Here is a 16408-nt window from a genome sequence, read left to right as displayed (position 1 = left end):
CCCACGCGCACAGTCCCGGCTCGGACCGGAATCAGGCGTCCGCGGCCGCCATGTCCTGGCCACGGAGCCGCTGGGAGATGACGGTGGTGATGCCGTCGCCGCGCATGCTGACGCCGTAGAGCGCGTCGGCGACCTCCATCGTCGGCTTCTGGTGGGTGATGACGATCAGCTGCGACTTCTCCCGCAACTGCTCGAACAACCCGATCAGACGACGCAGGTTCGTGTCGTCCAGCGCGGCCTCCACCTCGTCCATCACGTAGAAGGGGGACGGCCTGGCTCGGAAGATCGCCACGAGCATCGCCACCGCCGTCAGCGACTTCTCGCCACCGGACAGCAGCGACAGCCGTTTGACCTTCTTGCCGGGCGGCCGGGCCTCCACCTCGATGCCGGTGGTCAGCATGTCCGACGGGTCGGTGAGCACCAACCTGCCTTCACCGCCGGGGAACAGTTTCGCGAACACCTGCACGAATTCGCGTTCGACGTCCGAGTAGGCCTCGGTGAACACCTGCAGGATGCGGGCATCGACGTCGGCCACCACCCCGAGGAGATCCTTGCGGGCGGTCTTCACGTCCTCGAGCTGTGTCGAGAGGAAGTTGTAGCGCTCCTCGAGCGCGGCGAACTCCTCGAGTGCCAGCGGGTTGACCTTGCCGAGCGTCGCCAGGTCCTTCTCGGCACGTTTCGCGCGACGCTCCTGCGTGGCGCGGTCGTACGGAATCGGTGCGGGCATCGTGACCTGCTCGCCGCGCTCCTTCGCCTGCTCGTACTCCTCCATCTCGAGTGCGGACGGCGGCAGCGCGACGTCGGGGCCGTATTCGGCGATCAGGTCGTCCAGACCGATGCCGTGCTGTTCGAGGATCGCCTCCTCGAGCTGCTCGATGCGCAGCGCGGCCTGGGCGCGAGCCACCTCGTCGCGGTGCACGGCGTCGGTGAGCGACGCCAGCTGTCCGCTCAGCTGACGCACCCTTTCCTTCACCTGTTCGAGTTGGGTGGTCCGCTCGGTGCGGGCCCGCGCGAGTTCGTCGCGGTGAGCCATCGCGGCGTCGACGACGTCACCGAGGTGCTCGGCCACCCGCTGCCCGGACTCGGCGACCGCCGCCGCGACCGCGGCCGCGTTCTGGCGCGCCTTCATCGCACGTTCGGCCCGGGCGCGCGCGTCGCGTTCCACCTGTGCGGCGCGGCGCAGGGAATCCGCCTTGCCGCGCACCGATTCGGCGCGCTCCTCGGCCGTCCGCACCGACAGTCGGGCTTCCACCTCCACGGCCCGCACTTCGGCCAGCGCCGCGGCCGCCATCTCACGATCGATGCTCGTCGTGTCGGATCCACCCGTGTCGGCACCGGAGGACGACCCGTCCTGTTCCGCCAGGCGCAGCCGTTCCTCGAGTTCGGCGAGCGCGGTCAGCGTGTCCTCCCGACCGCTCTCGGCCTTGTCCCGCTGCGCCATGAGCCGATCGGATTCGGCGCGCGCGGCCCGCGCGGCCTGGCCGAGGCGGCCGAGGCGCTCGTAGATGGCGGACATCGCGGCGTCGGACTCGTTCAGCGCGGCCAGTGCCTGCTCGGCGTTCTCCTGACGGTCGGCCTGTTCCGCGACCGCGCCGGACAGTGCCGCGGACAGTTCCTCGGCGCGACGTTCGGCGCGGGCCAGATCCTGCACCGAGTTGTCGATGGCGGCCTGGACCTCGAGGGTGCTCGGCTGACGGTCCGAGCCGCCGCTCATCCAGCCCGCTCCGAGGAGATCTCCGTCTCGGGTGACGGCGCGCACGTCGGGCCTGCGCCGGACGGTCTCGACGGCGTCGTCGAGGGAATCGACCACGACCACCCCGCCCAGGAGCGCTGCGAGCCCGGTCCGCAGTTCGGCGGGGCAGTCGATGACGTCGACGGCCCACCGGGCGCCGGAGTCCAGGTGCCCGCCGTCACGTGCGACGTGATCGGAGCCGATGAACAGGGACGCCCGTCCGCTGTCCGTTTCCTTCAGCGCACCGACTGCGCTGCGGGCGGCGTCGAGGGATTCGGCGACGACGGCGTCCGCGGCGGGGCCCATCGCCGCGGCGACGGCACCCTCGTACCCCTTCTCGACTGTGATGAGTCCACCGATCGGTCCCCGGATGCCGTGCTGCGCCCGATTCTCGACGAGCCAGCCGGCGCCGTCCTTGCGTTCGAGGCCCATCGACAGCGCGTCGATCCGGGCACGCAGGGATGCCACTTCCTGTCCGGCGGCGCGCTCCTCGGCCTGGAGTTCCGTGACGCGTTCGGTGATCAGGCGCAGTGCCTCGACGGCACGCTCGTGGTGGGAATCCAGCCCCAGCTCGCCGGCGTCGAGGTCACCGATCTCGTCCTGGACGACCTCGAATTCGGACTGTGCCGCGTCGCCGCGCTGCCGGGCCTCTTCGATTGCGACGGTCAGCCGGGACACTTCGGCGTCGACGGAGTCGGCGCGGGTGCGCAGCGTGTCGACCTGCCCGGACAACCGGGCCAGGCCTTCTCGGCGGTCGGCGATCGCCCGGACCGCCGCCATGTGAGCGCGTTCCGCCTCGGCGGCGGTCTCCTCCCCCAGTGCCAGCTGCTCCTTGGCCGCGTCCAGCGCCCCGCGCGCCATCTCGACGGCTTCGACGAGCTCCATCTCCTCCGCGGCGATCCGGTCGGCGCGGGCCTCCATCTCGTCCGGATCCTGACCGCGGTTCGCGGAGGGCTCGGAGTCGAGGTGGCGCGCCCGTTCGCGGGCGATGCGGATGGTCGCATTGACGCGCTCCGCGAGTGCCGACAGCTGGAACCACGTCTGCGCGGCCGCTTCCGCACCCGGTGTGAGTCTCGACAGTTCCTGTTCGTGCCGTCCCAGCTCCAGATTGGCCTCGTCGAGCGCCTCGGTGACCTGATCGTGCTGCTCGCGCGCCACCTTCTCGTCCTGAGCCTGGTCGGCCAGCTCCTCACGGCGCGTGACCAGGTCGTCCGCGGCGAGCCGCAGCTTCGCGTCGCGGAGGTCGGCCTGCACCGTCTGGGCGCGGCGCGCCACCTCGGCCTGCCGGCCGAGCGGTTTGAGCTGGCGCCGCAGTTCCGCCGTCAGGTCGTTCAGGCGCGCCAGATTGGCCTGCATGGCGTCGAGTTTGCGAACCGCCTTTTCCTTGCGCTTGCGGTGCTTGAGAACGCCGGCCGCTTCCTCGATGAATGCGCGCCGATCCTCCGGACGGGATTCGAGGATGGCGGCGAGGCGGCCCTGACCGACGATCACGTGCATCTCCCGGCCGATGCCGGAGTCGCTGAGCAGTTCCTGCACGTCCATCAGCCGGCAGGAGCTGCCGTTGATCTCGTATTCTCCGGCGCCGTCGCGGAACATGCGCCGGGTGATCGACACCTCGGAGTAGTCGATCGGCAGGGCGCCGTCGGAGTTGTCGATGGTCAGCGTGACCTCGGCGCGTCCGAGGGGCGCCCGCCCGGCGGTGCCTGCGAAGATGACGTCTTCCATCTTGCCGCCGCGCAGGGCCTTCGCTCCCTGCTCCCCCATCACCCAGGTGAGAGCGTCGACGACGTTGGATTTACCCGACCCGTTGGGTCCTACGACACAGGTGATTCCCGGCTCGAATCGCAGAGTCGTTGCGGACGCAAAGGATTTGAATCCCTTCAGCGTCAGACTCTTCAGATGCATGACGGAGAACTTTACCTGCGGTTCACCGTTCCACGAACCCGGTGAGGTCGCCGCGGGCGGAATCCCATTGCTCCACGACGAGATCCACCGCGCCCGGTGTGTCTCCCGACCGCAGCAGCGTCAGCAGGGTTTCCAGCTTGTCCCGAGGTCCCTCGGCGATGACGAGCACGCGGCCGTCCTTCTGGTTGGCCGCGTATCCGACGAGGCCGAGTTCCAGCGCGCGGGCGCGGGTCCACCACCGGAATCCCACACCCTGCACGAATCCGTGCACCCACGCGGTCATTCTCTCCATGTCCGTCACGACCGTTCGAGCTTGTAGATCTTCCCGGTGAAACTGGTGGCGTAGAGCGCGTCCGGATCCCAGCCCGGTCCTGCGCCGAACCGCACCGAAGACACGAGCGGCAGCCCGGACGCCAGGGCGCAGCTCTCCCCTGTCGCGGGATCGACCCGCACCACCTTGCCGCCGCCGTTGTAGGCGACGTAGACGATGCCGTCCGGTCCGACGGTGAGGTCGTCGGCCGCGTTGAGGGGCCCGGAGCCGGGCAGCTCGACCGAGACGACGGGGCCATCCAGGTCGTCTTCGCGGAGGATGCGCAGCGTAGTGGTCGTGTCGAATGTCGTCACCGTATAGACGTTGCCGTCGTGCGCGGCGAGACCGTCCACGGTTCCGAGATCGGTGCGGACGATCTCCGGGGTGTGGGGATCCGCCGCCGGGACGCGGGTCAGTCCCGCCCCGGAGCCCAGATTCCGGGCGGTGAGGATGTCTCCGTTGCTCAGCCGGACCAGCCCGTTCGGCATGACCAGCCCCTCGGCCACGGTGCGTGTGTCACCGGTGTCGAGGTTCACGACGTCGATCGTGCCGCTCGCCGAGCCGGTGACCCCGGCGGCGAAGGAATTCCCCGTGGCGAAGTACGCGTCGGTGCCGTCCACGGCGATTCCACCGGGCGACTCGACGTCGGGCACGATCGGGGTGACGGTGCCGTCGGGGGCGACCCCGTCGAGGGCTCCGCCGCCGACCAGGCCTGTCCGCGACACCAGCATGGTGCCCGCGCCGTCGAACGCCAGGTTCTCGAGAACACCCGCCCCGGACGTCACCTCCGACACCGACCACGGGGTGCACGCACCGCCGGGGGGCGCGAACGCGGGCCCGGCGGCCGCGGGCGCGACCACGAGCAGACCCGCGCAGAGCGCTGTCCCGCCCGCGAGCGCGGCCAGCTCACGACGCATCATGCTTCCCTCTGGACGGTCAACGTCACCGTCGTCCCGGCCTTCAGCGTCCGCCCGACCGTGCAGACCTTGTCGACGGATCGTTCCACGAGCGCCACCAGACGCTCCTGCGCGTCGGCGTCGAGCTCGCTGAGATCCAGTTCCAGCACCTCGTCCAGCTGCGGGTACACCTCGTTCTCCCGGTCGGCGGCACCGGACACCCGGATGGTGGCGTCGTAGTTGTCACCCAGTCGCCGCGACAGCGGGAAGTCCGAGCTCATCCCACTGCACGCGGCGAGTGCGATCTTCAGGAGTTCCCCGGGAGTGAATACGCCCTCCACGCCCTCGGAGCCGATCAGGACCTCGGCGCCGCGCGAGCTGCGGCCGGTGTATCGCCGGGTGCCCGTTCGCTCGACCCACAGTGAGGTGGGCGCCGTCGTGTCGGAAGTCTGTTCTGCCATGCGCTCAATCCTGCCACCGATCGGCGCAACGCCAGGTAGGTGGGTGGGCGGCAGTGGTTTCCACGCAATTGTGAACGACGATTCTCAGCAGAGGGAACCGGCGGGCCGTAGGGTGAACCGACCAATGACGCCGAGACGTAGCGGGGAATGCAGATGGGCCAGATCGGTAGTGTGGGAGAGCGCGGGCTTCAGTCCGAGTACGGAACCGAGGATCGTGCCGCCAAGTTCTACTCGGATCAGATGCTGGACCATCTCAATCCGACGATGATCGACTTCGTCGGCCGCCAGGAGATCGCCTTCATCGCCACCGCCGACGCGTCCGGCGAATGCGACAACAGTCTGCGCGCCGGGACACCGGGATTCATGCACGTCATCGACTCGAAGACCCTCGCGTACCCCGAGTACCGCGGCAACGGAGTCATGGCGAGCCTCGGCAACATCCGGGAAAACCCGCACGTCGGAATCATTCTCGTGGACTTCGTGCAGGACCTCATCGGACTGCACGTGAACGGCTCGGCCCGGATCGTCGAAGACCCCGTCCTGCGCTCCGAGATCGCGGATCTGCCTGCGGACCACACGAACGGCCGGATCCCGGAACGCTGGGTGGTCGTGGACGTGGAGGAAGCATACATCCACTGCCGCAAGCACATTCCGAGAATGGCACCGGTTCCCCGCCACCGCGAGTGGGGCACCGACGACGTGAAACGCAAGGGCGGCGACTACTTCGACGCCAAGGCGACACCGCGCCACGACACCGACCGGCAGCTCTCCGAGGAGCCCGCGACCGCCGAACTCACACAGACGATTTCGCCAGGCTTCTCCGTGGTGCCGGCTGGCACTTCGGGCAACTGAACGACGAGCGGTTCATGAATTTCTCTCGCCTGATCGCGGTGCCGCACCGCGGGCACGGGCGATCCTCCTGACCGTAGGCGGACAGCGAACGGTCGAAATAGCCCGACTCGCCGTTGACGTTCACGTAGAGCGCGTCGAAGGACGTGCCGCCCTGGGTGAGTGCCTCACGCATGACCTCCTGGGCGGCCGTGAGCACTTCCCGGACCTTGGGACCACTCAGCCTGTCGGTGAGCCGATTTCCGTGGATCCGTGCGCGCCACAGCGCCTCGTCCGCATAGATGTTGCCGATGCCGGAGACGACGGTCTGGTCCAGAAGCGCACGTTTGACCTCGGTGTGCTTGCCGCGCACGACCTTCACGGTGGCCGCGAGGTCGAAACGCGGATCCAGTGGGTCGCGGGCGATGTGCGCCACCGAGTCCGGGACGAGCGAGCCGTCGACGTCGACGAGCGGCGCCAGCGCCCAGCCCCCGAACGTCCGCTGGTCGACGAACCGGAGGTCGAGACCGGAATCGAGCCGGGCCCGGATCCGCAGATGCTTCTCGGTCGGCAATTCCGGTGGCTGCACGAGCATTTGACCACTCATGCCGAGATGCACCACGAGAGCGACCGTGCTGGGTTCGAGGACCAGCCACAGATACTTTCCACGACGGTCGGCGCTCGCGATGCGTTCGCCGGTGAGCTGTCCGGCGAGGTCGGCGGCGCCGGGCAGATGACGCCTGATCGCCCGTGGGTGCAGGATGTCGACGGAATCGATCGACGCCCCCACGATGTGGCGTTCGAGTCCGCGCCGGACCACCTCGACTTCGGGTAGTTCAGGCACTGACGTCGTCGGCCGCTACGTCGGGGCCTGCGTCGGACAACGCATTCCACGCCGTGCTCGCAGCCTTCTGCTCGGCCTCTTTCTTGGAGCGGCCGATACCGACGCCGAGGGGCTTGCCGCCGACGATCACGGTGGCGGTGAATTCCTTGTCGTGGTCCGGGCCGGTCGCGGTGATCTCGTACGCCGGGACACCGACGCCACGCTCCGCCGTCAACTCCTGCAGACTCGTCTTCCAGTCCAGACCCGCGCCGAGGCGGGGGGCTCGCTGGAGGAGGTCGCTGAAGAGGTCGAGTACGACGCGCCGCGCCGTGTCGATGCCGTGCTCGAGGTGGATGGCGCCGAGAATCGACTCCATGCCGTCGGCCAGGATGCTCGGCTTGTCACGGCCACCGGTCATCTCCTCGCCCTTGCCGAGCAGAAGATGGGCACCGAGGCCGCCCTCACCGAGAGTGCGGGCCACCTCCGCGAGCGCGTGCATGTTGACGATGCTCGCCCGGATTTTCGCGAGGTCACCCTCGGACTTGTCCGGATGCGCAAGGTACAGCTTCTCGGTGACGGTGACTCCGAGTACGGAGTCACCGAGAAATTCGAGACGCTCGTTGGTGGGCAGACCACCGTTCTCGTACGCATACGAGCGGTGCGTCAACGCCAGGGTGAGCAGCGAAGGCTCGATTTCTACGCCGAGGGCGGCGAGGAGGGAAGCATGATCCTCCTCGCCGCCGGCGGGTGTATTACTGATGTCGCTCGTCACAACGCCTCTCCGCGGAGAACTAGACGGCGGCAGTGACCTGGCGGCCCTTGTATGTGCCACACGACGGGCACGCGACGTGGGGCAGCGTCTTCTCGCCGCAGCCACGGTTGGGGCAGGTGACGAGGGTAGGCACAGTGGTCTTCCACTGGCTGCGACGCGACCTCGTGTTGGATCGCGACATTCTGCGCTTGGGGACAGCCACTTCTACTTCTCCTCGGCTTCGGTGTTCACAAGATTCTTGCTGGGTTCTGATTCCACGCCAAATTTGGCTGCAAGACCAGCCCAGCGAGGATCAAGTATGTCATGCCCATGGCCAGATTCGGCAATCGCCAGGCGAACGCCACATTCTGGGCACAATCCTTGGCAGTCGTCACTGCAGAGCGGCTGCAACGGCAGTGCGAGGCCGACGGCGTCGATCACGACGGGTTCGAGGTCGATCTCGTCGTCGACGACGTGATAGACCTCCCCCTCCTCCGTGGTCTCTTCCGTGGCGCTGTCCGGGTAAGCGAACAGCTCCGTGAGAGTCAGGTCCACCGTGTCCGAGAACGGCTCGAGGCATCTCGAACACTCCCCCACGGTGTCGGCTCGCAACGAACCGGTGACCAGAACACCCTCGGATACGGCCTCCAACCGGAGATCGAGATCGATCTCCGATCCTTCCTCGATGGCGATCAGGTCGAGACCGATGCGCTGTGGCGCCGTCACCACCCGTTCCACGGTGCGCATCGAACCGGGACGACGGCCGAGTTTGACCGTGTCCAGCACGAAGTCCGCGTCCCGTCGGGAACGCGATGAGCTGTGGCGATGGGATGACAACAAACTTCACTTTCGAGAAAAGGGAAACGACAAAGGGCAACCACTCCACGGTACGCAATCTGCGCGGTGGAGCCAAATTCGGTCGAGAGCGCCGGCCTGACGGTCGCTCAGCGGCGACGCTCCGCCCGTCGGTCGTCGACGTCGTAGTCCGAGGCGTAGTCGGGGACACCCGAACCGGTCCGCAACTGCTGACGTCCCCGGCCCACGGACCGGACGGTGCCGTTCAGGAAGTCCTCGAACTCCGCGAGCTTCGTGTCGACGTACAGATCGCAGTCCGAGCGGAGACGATCCGATTCGGCGTGCGCGGAGTCGATCACCCGGGCCGACTCGGTGTGCGCCGCCTGGACGACTTCCGTCTGCGAGACGAGGCGTGCCTGCTCGGCTTTACCCTCCGCAACGGACCTCTCGTACGACGCCTTGCCCGACTCGATCATGCGATCGGCTTCGGAGCGCGCACGACCCGTCAGTGCGTCGTACTCGCGCTGGCCTTCCGCGACGGACGACTCGGCCTCGGCGCGCGCGTCGGTGACCAACTGCTCGGCGTGCGCGCGGGCCTCGGCGACCATCCGGTCGGCCTGCGCCTTCGCGTCCGCCAGAATGCGGTCGGCGTCGTCTCGCGCGTTTTCGATGGTGGAGTTCGCCTCGGCGTTGGCGCTGGAGATGGTCTTCTCCGCGTTGGACCGGGCGTCCCCCACCAGTTTGTCCTTGTGGTCCAGGACGTCCTGGGCGTCGTCGAGTTCACCGGGAATGGCATCGCGCACGTCGTCGAGCAGTTCGAGGACGTCGCCGCGCGGAACCACGCAGCCGGCGGTCATCGGTACGCCGCGTGCCTCTTCAACAATCGCGACAAGTTCGTCGAGCGCCTCGAATACCCGGTACACAAGCAACCCCAATCATCCATGACCCTCAGCAGGTCGGCGCAGCCTTCTTCGTGCAAGTCTGCCCGACCGGACGCCGCGGGTGTGTCGTGGCAGCCGGTGTGTCGGGTATCAGCTGCTCTCGGCGGCGCGCTCGGCGATCCTCGCGAGAAGGCGGGCGTGCACCTTCTCGGGCAGCATGTCGGAGACGTCGCCGCCGAACGTGGCCACTTCCTTCACGAGCGAACTCGACAGGTAGCTGTAGGTGGGGTTGGTCGGGATGAAGAGGGTGTCGACGCCACTGAGCTTCTGGTTCATCTGCGCCATCTGCAGCTCGTAGTCGAAGTCGTTGGCGCCGCGCAGGCCCTTGACGATCGCTGTGATCCCTTGCTGCTTGGCGTAATCCACCAGCAGGCCGTGCCACGAGGACACTCGCACGTTGGGCAGCTCACTGGTCGAGTCTTCGAGCATCTCGATGCGCTCTTCGACGGTGAACAGGCCACGCTTGCTCTTGTTGACCATGACCGTCACGATGACCTCGTCGAACTGCGCGGCAGCTCTGCCGATCACGTCAAGGTGGCCATTGGTCACGGGGTCGAAGGATCCGGGGCAGACAGCGCCAGTCATGAGTCCAGACCGTAGCAGGTCGCCAATTCGATTCTCGCCTCGCCGTACTTCTTCGCCTTGACGGGCGCGAAGCCCTCGGGCCAGGCTGTCTCGGGTGACCTCGACGACCGCTCGAGCACCACGATCGAGCCGTCGCCGACCCAGCCGTTGACCCGGAGGTGGCCGAGCACCGTCTGTACCGCCTCGTCGTCGACGGCGTACGGCGGATCCGCCATCACCAGGTCGTACGGCCGGTCGGCGGTGCCCGCGAGCACCGCCGCCACCGGAGCGCCGCGCACTTCCGCTCCCGGCAGACCGACCGTCGTCACGTTGTGCTTGATGATGCCCGCCGCTTTCGAGTCGGACTCGACGAGGACGACGCGGTCCGCACCCCGGGAGAGCGCCTCCAGGCCGAGCGCCCCCGACCCCGCGTAGAGGTCGAGGACGGACGCGCCTTCGAGATCCATCCGGCTGTGCAGGGCGCTGAACAATGCCTCGCGGACCCGGTCCGAGGTGGGCCGGGTCCCGCTCGGCGGGACTCGCAGGCGTCGACCGCCCGCGAGTCCCGCGATGATCCGAGTCACTCGCTCGCGGACTCCCCCGTCGACACGACGGCGAGGAGGTCGCCGCCCTCCACCTGCTGGACCGATCCGATGGCCAGCCGGGAGACCGTGCCACTTCGCGGGGCGGTGATGGCCGCTTCCATCTTCATGGCCTCGATGGTCGCGATCGTGTCGCCGGCGGCGATGTGCTGGCCCTCGGTCACGGCGAGGGTCACCACACCGGCGAACGGCGCCGGCACATGGCCGGGGTTGTTCTTGTCGGCCTTCTCGGCGGCCGGGAGCTCACTGGAAATGGACCGGTCGCGCACCGACACCGGACGCAGCTGACCGTTGAGGATGCACATGACGGTGCGGTATCCCCGCTCGTCGGGTTCGGAAATGGCCTCGAGCCCGATGATCAGCTCGACACCCGGTGCGAGGCGGACCCGGTGCTCGTCGCCGCGGCGCAGGCCGTAGAAGAACTGGTTCGCCGAGAGCTGCGACGTGTCGCCGTACTTGTCCCGGTGCTCGAGGAATTCCTTCGTCGGGCCGGGGAACAGCAACCGGTTGAGCGTCGCCCGACGTTCCGCGGACGTGCCCGCGAGTGCCTTCTCGTCGTCCGCGGACAGAGCCACCTCGGGCTTGGCGGCTCCGCGACCTTCGAGGGCCCGGGTACGGAACGGTTCGGGCCAGCCGCCGGGCGGGGTGCCCAGTTCGCCGCGCAGGAACCCGACCACCGAATCGGGGATGTCGAACTTCGCCGGGTTCTCCTTGAATTCCTCGGTGGACGCTCCAGATCCGACGAGGTGCAGGGCGAGGTCGCCGACCACCTTCGACGACGGGGTGACCTTCACCAGGCGGCCGAGCATCCGGTCGGCGGCCGCGTACTTGGCCTCGACCTCCTCGAACTTGTCACCGAGACCGAGCGCAACGGCCTGGGTGCGCAGGTTCGACAGCTGACCGCCCGGGATCTCGTGCGTGTAGACGCGTCCGGTCGGGGCCGGCAGCCCGGACTCGAACGGCTTGTACACCTTGCGCAGCGCTTCCCAGTACGGCTCGAGGTCGCACACGGCCTGCAGGTCCAGGCCGGTGTCGTACTCGGAGTGCGCGGCCGCGGCCACGATCGCCGACAACGCCGGCTGGCTGGTGGTGCCCGCCATCGCGGCCGAGGCACCGTCGACCGCATCCGCGCCTGCCTGCCATGCGGCCAGGTACGTCGCGAGCTGACCACCCGGGGTGTCGTGGGTGTGCACGTGCACGGGCAGGTCGAAGTTCTCGCGCAGCGCCGTCACCAGGGTCGTGGCGGCGGGGGCGCGGAGCAGTCCGGCCATGTCCTTGATCGCGATGATGTGCGCACCGGCCTCGACGATCTCCTCCGCCAGGCGCAGGTAGTAGTCGAGGGTGTACAGCTTCTCGTCCGGGTTCGACAGGTCGCCGGTGTAGGACAGGGCGACCTCGGCGAGAGCGGTGCCGGTCTCGCGGACGGCGTCGATGGCCGGTCGCATCTGGTCGACGTTGTTGAGGGCGTCGAAGATGCGGAAGATGTCGATGCCGCTGTTGGTGGCCTCCTCGACGAACGCCCGCGTCACCTTCTCCGGGTACGGGGTGTAGCCGACGGTGTTCCGTCCGCGCAGCAGCATCTGCAAACAGATGTTCGGCACGGCCTCGCGCAGAGCGGCCAGCCGGTACCAGGGGTCCTCGTGCAGGAACCGCAGCGCCACGTCGTAGGTCGCACCACCCCACGCCTCGATGGACAGCAGCTCGGGGGTCAGCCGGGCGACGTGCCCGGCGACGTCGAGCAGACCGCTGGTCCGCACGCGGGTCGCGAGCAGCGACTGGTGTGCGTCACGGAACGTGGTCTCGGTGACGGCGAGGGCCTTCTGCTCCCGCAGTGCCTTGGCGAATCCCTCCGGCCCGAGGGCGAGCAGCTTCTGACGGCTGCCGTCCGGCGGCGGGGTGGACAGGTCGATCTGGGGCAGCTTGTCGCGCGGGTACACCGCCGACGGCCGCTCGCCGTGCGGCTTGTTGACCGTCACGTCGGCGAGGTAGGTGAGGATCTTGGTGCCACGGTCGGCGGAGCTGCGCAGCGTGAGCAGCTGGGGGCGCTCCTCGATGAATGACGTGGTGACCCGGCCGGCCTTGAAATCGGGGTCGTCGAGCACCGCCTGCAGGAACGGGATGTTCGTCGACACACCGCGAATGCGGAACTCGGTGACCGCGCGGCGGGCCCGGGCGACGGCGGTCTCGAAGTCGCGGCCGCGGCACGTCAGCTTGACGAGCATCGAATCGAAGTACGCGGAAACCTCCGCGCCGACCGACGTCCCGCCGTCGAGGCGGATGCCGGCACCACCCGGGGTGCGGTACCCGGTGATCCGGCCGGTGTCCGGGCGGAACCCGTTGGCGGGGTCCTCGGTGGTGATGCGGCACTGCAGAGCCGCACCGCGCAGCGTGATCTTGTCCTGGCTCAGGCCCAGGTCCGCGAGGGTCTCCCCCGACGCGATCCGCAGCTGCGACTGCACGAGGTCGACGTCCGTGACCTCTTCGGTGACGGTGTGCTCGACCTGGATGCGGGGGTTCATCTCGATGAAGACGTGGTTGCCGCGGGTGTCGAGGAGGAATTCGACGGTGCCCGCGCAGGAGTAGTTGATCTCCTTCGCGAACGCCACTGCGTCCGCGCAAATCTTCGCCCGCAGCTCTTCCGAAAGGTTCGGGGCCGGCGCGAGCTCGATCACCTTCTGGTGGCGGCGCTGCAGCGAGCAGTCCCGCTCGAACAGGTGGATGACGTTGCCCTGACCGTCGGCCAGGATCTGGACCTCGATGTGACGCGGGTCGACGACGGCCTGTTCGAGGAATACCGTCGGGTCGCCGAAGGCCGACTCGGCCTCACGCGCGGCGGCCTCGATGGACTCCTTGAGCTGAGCCCGCTCGGCGACGCGGCGCATGCCGCGGCCACCGCCGCCGGCGACGGCCTTCACGAACAGCGGGAACTGCATGGTCTCGGCCGCGGCCAGCAACTCGTCCACATCGGCGGACGGCTCCGACGACGCCAGCACCGGCAGACCGGCGGCCTTCGCCGCGGCGATTGCACGCGCCTTGTTGCCGGTGAGCTCGAGCACCTCGGCGGAGGGACCCACGAACGTGATGCCCGCCTCGGCGCACGCGGCGGCGAGATCCGGGTTCTCGGAAAGGAAGCCGTAGCCGGGGTAGATGGCGTCGGCGCCTGCCTGCTTGGCCGCGGAGACGATCTCGTCGACGGAGAGGTACGCCCGAACCGGGTGTCCCTCCTCGCCGATCTGATAACTCTCATCAGCCTTCAGACGGTGGATCGAGTTCCGATCCTCGTACGGGAACACCGCGACCGTTCCAGCACCTAGTTCGTAGGCGGCACGGAAAGCGCGGATCGCAATTTCGCCACGGTTGGCGACCAGGACTTTGGAGAACATTGGAGCAAACTACCCCGCCGCGGACGGCCGCGGAGAAGTGGCATCCCACATTTCAGGATCCTCCACAAACTTCACAAAGACCCCCCTGACGTGTGCGAATTCTGCAACAGACCCGAAACAGACGAGCGAAGATTTACGTGAAGCGAAGTAAGTTCTCACGTTTTCTCCAGATACTCGATGCGGTCCGCGTCGAGCGCCGAGGTCACCATCGCGGACAGCCCGGGATGGTTGTCGAGGCGCGGATCGTCCGCGATCACCGAACGCGCGAACTCGGACGCCGCAGCGATGACGTCCTCGTGGCCGAGCAACGACAACAGCCGCAACGTGGACGTCGTGCCCGACTGCGCCGCGCCGAGAATGTCGCCCTCGCGGCGGGTGGCGAGGTCGAGTTGCGCGAGCTCGAAACCGTCGTTGGTCGACGCCACGTTCGACAGACGCTCGTAGGCGGGACCGCCCGGATTCATCTCCGTGACGAGAATGCACAGGCCCTGGTGTCTGCCACGGCCGACGCGTCCGCGCAGCTGGTGCAGCTGACTCACACCGAAACGGTCCGCGTCGACGATCACCATGATCGTCGCGTTCGGGACGTCGACGCCGACCTCGACGACCGTGGTGCACACCAGGACGTCGATGTCGCCGGCCGTGAAGTCGCGCATCACCGCGTCCTTCTCGTCCGCGGGAAGACGGCCGTGCAGCAGACCCACCCGCAGGTCGGGCATGATGCTGCCACTCAACTCCTCGAACACCTCGACGGCGGACTTCGTCTCGGGCGCCTTCTCGTCGAACGCGTCCTCGCCGTCACCCTTCTCGCCGTCGCCGATGCGCGAGCACACGACGTAGGCCTGCCTCCCCTCGGCCACGTCCTCGCGGATCCGTTCCCACGCGCGCGCGACCCACTGCGGCTTCTGGGACGCGGGTACCACACTGCTCTTGATCGGCGACCTGCCCTTCGGCAGCTGCCGCAGCGTCGACACCTCGAGATCGCCGAGCACCGTCATCGCGATGGTGCGGGGAATCGGCGTCGCCGTCATCACCAGCAGGTGCGGGCTCAGCCCCTCCCGCGCCCTCGACCGCAGCCGGTCGCGCTGCTCGACACCGAACCGGTGCTGCTCGTCGACCACCACCATCCCGAGGTTGAAGAACTCGACGTTGTCCTGGATGAGGGCGTGCGTGCCGATGACGATCCCGGCGTCGCCGGTGATCGCCTCGTTCAGAGCCGTGCGTTTGGCGGCGACCGGCATCGACCCCGTCAGCAGCGCCACCCGTGTGGCCTTTTCGTGCGCCCCGAGTTCCCCGGCGGTCGCGAGGGAGCCGAGCATCGCCCGCAGCGACCGGGCGTGCTGCGTCGCGAGCACCTCGGTCGGGGCGAGCAGGGCGCACTGGTAGCCGGCGTCGACCACCTGGAGCATTGCGCGCAGGGCCACGATCGTCTTACCCGAACCCACCTCACCCTGCAGGAGCCTGCTCATCGGGTGCGGCCGCGCCAGGTCGGCGGAGATCTCGTCGGCGACCGCGTGCTGACCGTCGGTGAGCTGGAATGGAAGCATCTTCTCGAACACGTCGGCGATCCCGCCGGGCACGGGCGGGCACTCGGGCGCGACTCGCTCGGCGTTGTCGTGGCGGCGACGGGCGAGAACCAGTTGCAGCGCCGTCGCTTCGTCGAACCGCAGACGGTCGTGGGCGTTCTCCACGTCCTCGCGGGTGTCGGGCAGGTGGACCGACCGGAGGGCGTCGTCGAGGCCGATCAGGTCGCGTTCGGCCCGGATGTTCTCCGGCAGGGGGTCGTCGACGTGATCGAGCTGGTCCAGGATCTGGCGGACGCATTTCATGATCGTCCAGCTCTCGACGTCCCGCGTGGCCGGATAGAGCGGGATCAGCGCCCGGTCGAACACGGACATGTCGACCCCGGCACCGGCTTCCTGCGACGCCCGGGCGATTCCTGCGAGATCCCCGGCGCCGCGGATCCGGCCGACATTCACGACGGGGTCCTCGCTGCCGGCCCGCGGCTCGGGAAGGATGAGGTAGCTCGGGTGGGTGAGGCTCCACTTCTGGCGGAAGTACTTGACCGTTCCCGAGAACATCGCGCGCACACCCGGCTTGATCACGTGCTTGACCTTCTGCGGGCTGAAGAAGGTGACGTCCACGTTCTGGGTATCGGTGGACAGGACCACCTTGAGCATGCTGCCCGGCCGGTTCTTCATCTTCACGACGGCCGCGGACGTGACCCGGGCGATGATCGTGATGTGCTCGCCCTCCGGCGGGTCCTTCTCCGCGAGCTCGCGGCCCTGCGAGGCGTACCGGTGCGGGTAGTGCCGCAGCAGGTCCTCGACCGTGCGGATGTCGAACGCCTCCTCGAGCGCGTCGGCGGTCTTCTTCCCCAGCAGATGATCGAGCCGGTCGGACAATGTGGCCATCGA

The 16408-nt window shown here is 68.2% G+C and carries 14 protein-coding genes; 1 reads left to right on the top strand and 13 read right to left on the bottom strand.

The genetic code is table 11. From position 1 onward, the window contains the following. Positions 1 to 31: 31 nt before the first annotated feature. The 4 genes from smc to PSR88_RS33245 are packed head-to-tail and all read right to left on the bottom strand — an operon-like array spanning position 32 to position 5304. The gene (gene smc, locus PSR88_RS33260) at positions 32 to 3637 is read right to left on the bottom strand and encodes a chromosome segregation protein SMC (RefSeq protein ID WP_011598392.1); all 3606 of its coding nucleotides are present in this window, start codon (positions 3635 to 3637) and stop codon (positions 32 to 34) included. A 22-nt stretch (positions 3638 to 3659) separates the two neighbouring features. Next, positions 3660 to 3929: an acylphosphatase gene (locus PSR88_RS33255; protein ID WP_011598391.1), complete on the bottom strand. Its 270-nt coding sequence runs from the start codon at positions 3927 to 3929 to the stop codon at positions 3660 to 3662. A 5-nt stretch (positions 3930 to 3934) separates the two neighbouring features. After that, positions 3935 to 4864, bottom strand: a complete 930-nt coding sequence (locus PSR88_RS33250) for a hypothetical protein (RefSeq protein ID WP_011598390.1) — start codon at positions 4862 to 4864, stop codon at positions 3935 to 3937. Further along, on the bottom strand, positions 4864 to 5304 hold the full coding sequence (locus PSR88_RS33245; RefSeq protein ID WP_009479711.1) for an OsmC family protein: 441 nt from the start codon (positions 5302 to 5304) through the stop codon (positions 4864 to 4866). Before PSR88_RS33245 ends, PSR88_RS33250 begins: the two co-directional genes overlap by 1 nt. Positions 5305 to 5451: 147 nt before the next feature. Here PSR88_RS33245 and PSR88_RS33240 point away from each other — a divergent pair, with 147 nt between their 5' ends. After that, positions 5452 to 6156, top strand: coding sequence for a pyridoxamine 5'-phosphate oxidase family protein (locus tag PSR88_RS33240; protein WP_016883096.1), 705 nt, complete (start codon positions 5452 to 5454; stop codon positions 6154 to 6156). Here PSR88_RS33240 and mutM read toward each other — a convergent pair. The 9 genes from mutM to recG form a co-directional block, all read right to left on the bottom strand. Then, positions 6098 to 6976, bottom strand: coding sequence for a bifunctional DNA-formamidopyrimidine glycosylase/DNA-(apurinic or apyrimidinic site) lyase (mutM, locus tag PSR88_RS33235; protein ID WP_011598388.1), 879 nt, complete (start codon positions 6974 to 6976; stop codon positions 6098 to 6100). The genes PSR88_RS33240 and mutM overlap by 59 nt on opposite strands. After that, positions 6969 to 7727: a ribonuclease III gene (rnc, locus tag PSR88_RS33230; RefSeq protein ID WP_009479707.1), complete on the bottom strand. Its 759-nt coding sequence runs from the start codon at positions 7725 to 7727 to the stop codon at positions 6969 to 6971. Before rnc ends, mutM begins: the two co-directional genes overlap by 8 nt. Positions 7728 to 7746: 19 nt before the next feature. Beyond that, positions 7747 to 7929, bottom strand: a complete 183-nt coding sequence (gene rpmF / locus PSR88_RS33225) for a 50S ribosomal protein L32 (protein WP_005240446.1) — start codon at positions 7927 to 7929, stop codon at positions 7747 to 7749. A 2-nt stretch (positions 7930 to 7931) separates the two neighbouring features. After that, on the bottom strand, positions 7932 to 8492 hold the full coding sequence (locus tag PSR88_RS33220; protein WP_009479706.1) for a YceD family protein: 561 nt from the start codon (positions 8490 to 8492) through the stop codon (positions 7932 to 7934). A gap of 158 nt (positions 8493 to 8650) precedes the next feature. After that, the gene (locus PSR88_RS33215; protein WP_009479705.1) at positions 8651 to 9424 is read right to left on the bottom strand and encodes a DivIVA domain-containing protein; all 774 of its coding nucleotides are present in this window, start codon (positions 9422 to 9424) and stop codon (positions 8651 to 8653) included. A gap of 108 nt (positions 9425 to 9532) precedes the next feature. Next, a complete protein-coding gene (gene coaD, locus PSR88_RS33210; protein WP_005240440.1) occupies positions 9533 to 10027 on the bottom strand; it encodes a pantetheine-phosphate adenylyltransferase in 495 nt (164 codons plus the stop codon). After that, the gene (gene rsmD / locus PSR88_RS33205; protein WP_009479703.1) at positions 10024 to 10590 is read right to left on the bottom strand and encodes a 16S rRNA (guanine(966)-N(2))-methyltransferase RsmD; all 567 of its coding nucleotides are present in this window, start codon (positions 10588 to 10590) and stop codon (positions 10024 to 10026) included. The genes coaD and rsmD overlap by 4 nt, the downstream gene beginning before the upstream one ends. Then, complete coding sequence (locus PSR88_RS33200; RefSeq protein WP_009479702.1) at positions 10587 to 13991, bottom strand: pyruvate carboxylase; 3405 nt, start codon at positions 13989 to 13991, stop codon at positions 10587 to 10589. The genes rsmD and PSR88_RS33200 overlap by 4 nt, the downstream gene beginning before the upstream one ends. Positions 13992 to 14146: 155 nt before the next feature. Beyond that, positions 14147 to 16405, bottom strand: a complete 2259-nt coding sequence (gene recG, locus PSR88_RS33195; protein ID WP_009479701.1) for an ATP-dependent DNA helicase RecG — start codon at positions 16403 to 16405, stop codon at positions 14147 to 14149. Positions 16406 to 16408: the final 3 nt, after the last annotated feature.

The organism is Rhodococcus sp. DK176, assembly GCF_038447315.2.
In the GTDB taxonomy this organism is placed as follows: domain Bacteria; phylum Actinomycetota; class Actinomycetes; order Mycobacteriales; family Mycobacteriaceae; genus Rhodococcus_F; species Rhodococcus_F jostii_A.
The sequence above is the reverse complement of the archived record's forward strand: the minus strand, read 5'-3'. Positions and strand labels throughout refer to the sequence as shown.